Source organism: bacterium (assembly GCA_030654305.1).
Lineage (GTDB): Bacteria > Krumholzibacteriota > Krumholzibacteriia > LZORAL124-64-63 > LZORAL124-64-63 > PNOJ01.
In genome coordinates this window covers 1-4,222 of the sequence record JAURXS010000331.1, presented here as the reverse complement: position 1 = coordinate 4,222, position 4,222 = coordinate 1, and the positions used below count along the sequence as shown (strand labels likewise).

At 70.3% G+C, this 4,222-nt stretch carries 5 protein-coding genes; 3 read left to right on the top strand and 2 right to left on the bottom strand.

Going from position 1 to position 4,222, the window contains the following annotated elements; translation table 11 throughout:
- On the bottom strand, positions 1–678 hold a 678-nt coding region (locus Q7W29_09590; GenBank protein ID MDO9172071.1), incomplete at its 3' end, for a thiol-activated cytolysin family protein.
- 217 nt (positions 679–895) lie between these two features.
- On the opposite strand from Q7W29_09590, the gene Q7W29_09585 reads away from it, so the two are divergent.
- Positions 896–1,558 carry a hemolysin III family protein gene (locus tag Q7W29_09585; protein MDO9172070.1) on the top strand — a complete coding sequence of 221 codons (663 nt, stop codon included), beginning with the start codon at positions 896–898 and terminating at the stop codon, positions 1,556–1,558.
- Positions 1,559–1,574: 16 nt separating this feature from the next.
- Here the strand turns inward: Q7W29_09585 and queF are convergent, their stop codons facing one another.
- Positions 1,575–1,970, bottom strand: a complete 396-nt coding sequence (gene queF / locus Q7W29_09580) for a preQ(1) synthase (protein MDO9172069.1) — start codon at positions 1,968–1,970, stop codon at positions 1,575–1,577.
- Between the two features lie 161 nt (positions 1,971–2,131).
- Here queF and Q7W29_09575 point away from each other — a divergent pair, with 161 nt between their 5' ends.
- Positions 2,132–4,027 (top strand): asparagine synthase-related protein, encoded by a 1,896-nt coding sequence (locus Q7W29_09575; protein MDO9172068.1) that lies wholly within the window; start codon positions 2,132–2,134, stop codon positions 4,025–4,027.
- On the top strand, positions 4,024–4,222 hold a 199-nt coding region (locus Q7W29_09570; GenBank protein ID MDO9172067.1), incomplete at its 3' end, for a hypothetical protein. The genes Q7W29_09575 and Q7W29_09570, both read left to right, overlap by 4 nt.

Genomic DNA, 4,222 nt, shown 5'->3' with positions numbered 1-4,222 from the left:
GGACGGCGTGTCCATGTCGATCGTGTAGTAGATCTGCATGTACTTGGCCATGATCTTGTTGGTGGTCGAGCCGGTGTCCCAGTCGAAGGCGGTGCTCAGCGAGCCGGCCCCGTAGGAGATGTCCGCGCCCACAAAGAGGTTCATCTGCGACTCGCTGTGGACCTGGTCCATCGTGAACTCGACGCGCGCCGGGACGTGGGTGTCCTCGCCGACGGCCGTTTCCAGCAGGTCGGAGATGCCCTGGCGCACCGTGGACAGGCGCGGGTCGGCGATGACGCGGCTGAGCTCGCCGGGGGTCGAGGAGCCTTCGAGGGAGGCCGACAGGGTGATGGGCGCGCGGGCCACGGTGACCGGCACGTAGACGAACTGGTGGGCCTGGTTGCCGCGGATCAGGCTGCCGGGCCAGATGACGTCGTCGTTGAGCCCCAGGAACGCGATGCTCTCGATGTTGTCCACGACGTCGTGGACCTCGTAGGTGTAGCGGTAGCCGCCGTCCTCTTCGTTCCAGGTGTCGCTGATCTCGTCCTGTTCCTCGGCCAGCGGCGCGAGCAGGCCCGCGTCCTCGAGGATCTGCTCGATCTCCTCGGGGGTGGCCGTGTCGGGCGCGGCCGGATCGTCGCCCGAACAGGCGACCAGCAACGTCAGGCTGCCAACCAGGAACCAGGCGAGGATCTTCATGACGAACTCCCGCGGATGAGGGTCGTGATCATGGCGTCGAGGATCGGCGACCCGGATCCTAGCACGCCTTCCCCGGGATCGGAATAGTGTTGATAAAACATAATCAGAGTCGAGGTTGCCGTCGCCCCGGAATGGCGTATCTTGCATACCGGAAGTGAGTTGTGAATTTCGTCACCGCCGGTCCCGACGATCGGCGGTGGTCACGCCAGGAGCCGACATGCTCAGCGAGTCGCCGCAGCCGCGCCACCACTACACCCGCGGCGAGGAGATCGCCAACAGCGTCACCCACGGCGTCGGCGCCGCGCTGGCCGCCGTGGGTCTGGTGTTGCTGGCCGTGCGCGCCAACGCGTCGGGCGACCCCTGGCGCATGGTCAGCTTCGCCGTCTTCGGCGCGACCCTGGTGCTGCTGTACACGGTCTCCTGCCTCTATCACGCCATGATCCCCCGGCGCGCCAAGCGCGTCTTCCGCTCGCTCGACCACGCCGCCATCTACCTGCTGATCGCCGGCACCTACACGCCGTTCCTGCTGGTGAGCCTGCGCGGCGGCTGGGGCTGGAGCATGTTCGGGGTCATCTGGGGGTTGGCGGTCGTCGGCGTGGTCTTCAAGTCGATGCACGCCGGCCGCTTCCGCGTCGTCTCGACCCTGCTGTACGTCGGGATGGGCTGGCTCGCGGTGATCACCTTGAAGCCGATGCTGGCGACCGTGCCCGCCGGCGGGTTGGTCTGGCTCCTCGTCGGCGGCCTCTTCTACACGGGCGGCACGGCCTTCTACCTCTGGAAGAAGCTGCCCTACCACCACGCGATCTGGCACCTGTTCGTGCTCGCGGGCAGCGCCAGCCACTGGATCGCCATCTACCGCTACCTCGGCCCGGTGAACTGACGCCGCTTCGCGCCCCTCACCAGGACGCGCGGGCCTCCGGGATGCTGCCGGTCCAGGCGGGGGAGCGGTGCTCGGCGCGCACGTAGGTGGTGATGCCGCCGCGCACGAACCACTTGGCGTCGATCTCCAGATAGCGGGGCTTTAGCAGGGCGACCAGGTCGTCGGCGATGGCGTTGGTGACCTTCTCGTGGAAGGCGCCCTCGTTGCGGTAGGACCAGAGGTAGAGCTTCAGGGACTTCAACTCGACGCAGAGGGCGTCCGGCACGTAGCGGATCCGCAGGTGGGCGAAGTCGGGCTGGCCGGTCAGCGGGCACAGGCAGGTGAACTCGGGGCAGTCGAAGACGATCTCGTAGTCCCGGCCCGGCTGGGGGTTCGGGAACGTCTGCAGGTCGCGGGACGGCTGGCTCGACATCGCGGTTCCCCCTCCAGTTCGGGCTCCGACGCACGATAACCCGCCAATAGGCGACGGGCAAGGGTAGGTGGCGGCTCGGTCTTTCCTTCCTGGCGCCCCGCGCCCGCTGTGCTATCCTGCGTGCCGTCCCGCGGACCGACCCGGAAGGAGCCGTCACCCATATGCCAGGGATCTTCGGGGCCGTCGCCGCGCGGCCCGACCGCGACCCGGCGCCCGTCGCCGACGCCATGCTGGACCTGCTGCGGCACCGCGACTGGTACCGCACCCTGCTGCGCCGGGACGGCCCGCGCGCCCTGGGCGCGACCTCGACCAGCCCCTGGTTCCGCGAGGCGGACCGCCTGGCCGAGACCCCGCAGGCGCTGCTGCTGGTCGACGGCACGGCCATCACGATCGACGGCGTCCCGCTGTCCGACGACACGCCCGGCCTCGCGCGCCGCCTGCTCGACCTCTACCTCGCCGACGGCGACGACTTCATCGACCGCGTCGGCGGCCACTTCAACCTCGTGGTCGCCGACCGCCGCGACGGGCGCGTCCAGCTGCTGAACGACAAGCTCGGCTTCGCCCACCTCTACTGGTACGCCGACGCCGAGGTGTTCCTCTTCGGCCCCGAGCTGAAGGCCTTCCTGGCCTGGCACGGCCTGCCGCGCCGCGTCGACACCGCTTCGGCGGCCACCTTCCTGGCCAAGGAGTGCCCCTACGGGCGCGCCACGCTGCTGCAGGGCGTGACCATGCTCGGTCCGGCCGAGCGCGTCGTCTGGGACGGCCGCGGCGTGACGGTCACGCGGCGCTGGCGCGCGGAGCCCCGCCCCGAAGAGGGCCGCCCCCGCGACGACGTGCTCGACGAGGCCGAGGCCCTGTACGCCCGCGCCTCGGCCAAACGCCTGCCCGCGGGCTACGACGGGCGCCTCGTGGTCGCCCTGTCCGGCGGCCTGGACTCCCGGATGCTGCTGCACCAGGTGAAGGACCGGGCCGGCCTGGACCTGTTCACCCACGGTCAGCCCGACTGCAGCGAGGTCGCGATCGCGCGCCGGACCGCCGAGGTCCTGGGCCTGCGCGACCGCCACCGCCTGATCGAGATCGACCCCGCCTGGGCGGGCCGCCACGCGCGCCGCGCGGTGTGGCTCAACGACGGGCAGATGAACCTGCGCAACGCCACGCTGATCGGCATCAGCGAGGCCCTCGGCGACGGTCCGGTCCCCTTCTGCAACGGGATCCTGGGCCCGTACCTGTCCATCGGCACCGGGCACTTCTGCGGCGAGGACGACCTGCGGACGATCACGGACGAGGATGAGCTGCGCCGCCGCGTGCTGGACTTCTCGGGCGTCGCCTCGGGCAGCGCCGGCTTCGCCGCGATCATGCGGCCGGACGCCGCCGAGGAGCTGCGCCGGCTGGCCCGCGAGCAGGTCTGGGACGCGTTCGCCGACTGGCGCCACGCGCCGCTGTTCGGCGACCAGAAGATGCTGCACATGCACTTCAACCTCGGCCGCCGCATGCAGGCCTCGGTGGACGTGCACAAGTTCTTCTTCCACGACCTGCTGCCGTTCGTGGACGAGGACCTCTTCGACTTCTGGCTGCGGCTGCCGCTGCGCGCGAAGTTCGAGAACGAGCTGTACCTCGACCTCTACCGCACGCGACTGACCGCGCTGGCGCGCGTGCCCTGGAGCCGCACCGGCCACGACCTGTTCGCCTCGCCGGAGGCCGTGCGACGCACGGTCGAGCGCCGCCGGCGCCTGCTGCAGCTGAACCGGCGGGTGCGCCGGCTGACCCGCGGCCTGATCAACGTCCGCGACCGCCACGCCTACAACGACCGCCCCGCCTGGCTGCGCCGCAACCGGGAGTTCCGCCGCGAGTTCGACGGGGTGCTGTCCGACGTGCGCGCCACCGGCTGCGACTGGTTCGACCAGGCCGGCGTCGACGTCCTGCGCGCCGAGCTGGCCCGCGGCGCCGACTGGCACTTCCACGCCCTGGCCCAGGTCTACACGACGGTGGTCTGGCACGGCCAGTTCCTGCGCGACGCCCCGCCCGGGCGCGACCTCGCACCGCTCGGAGCCGCATGACGACGACCCGCTCCACCTTCAAGCACGCCTGGGTCTACACCCTGGCGGCCGTCACCGGGAAGATGATCAGCTTCTTCCTGCTGCCGTTCTACGCCCACGTCCTGCAGGACGTGGGCTACGGCGTGATCGGCATGATCGAGGCGTCGCTGGCCTTCCTGTTCACGCTGATGTCCTACGGCGTCCAGAGCGCGGTCA

What these genes read in the sequence shown, in the direction of transcription:
- Q7W29_09585 (MDO9172070.1), top strand. Translation starts at nt 896, where the DNA reads ATGCTCAGCGAGTCGCCGCAGCCGCGCCACCACTACACCCGCGGCGAG.
- queF (MDO9172069.1), bottom strand. Translation starts at nt 1,970, where the DNA reads ATGTCGAGCCAGCCGTCCCGCGACCTGCAGACGTTCCCGAACCCCCAG.
- Q7W29_09575 (MDO9172068.1), top strand. Translation starts at nt 2,132, where the DNA reads ATGCCAGGGATCTTCGGGGCCGTCGCCGCGCGGCCCGACCGCGACCCG.